The sequence below is a fragment of the Oceanobacillus alkalisoli genome, assembly GCF_022213125.1.
GTDB classification, from domain to species: Bacteria; Bacillota; Bacilli; order Bacillales; family Amphibacillaceae; genus Oceanobacillus; species Oceanobacillus alkalisoli.
Genome location: NZ_JAKNRA010000067.1, coordinates 1 through 255, shown reverse-complemented (window position 1 = coordinate 255; position 255 = coordinate 1). Strand labels below are relative to the sequence as shown.

Sequence of the window (255 nt, the reverse complement as noted above, 5' to 3'; positions counted from 1 at the left end):
CATGGTGACATGTGGAGCTGACGAATACTAATCGATCGAGGACTTAACTAACTTCTATATCTTGATGTCGTGAATTACTCTTATTTAGTTTTCAGGGTATGAATATACTCTTGCATTAAAGTTAAATCTTGTTATAATATAGTATATGTCTGGTAATGAGGGCGGAAAGGTCACACCTGTTCCCATACCGAACACAGCAGTTAAGCTTTCCAGCGCCGATGGTAGTTGAGACCTTGTCTCTGCGAGAGTAGGACG

1 rRNA gene is annotated in these 255 nt (G+C 40.8%); it reads left to right on the top strand.

Features of this window, described 5'->3' with window-relative positions:
- Positions 1-148 precede the first annotated feature (148 nt).
- A 5S ribosomal RNA gene (gene rrf / locus L3V42_RS18165) occupies positions 149-255 on the top strand; the annotation flags it as partial.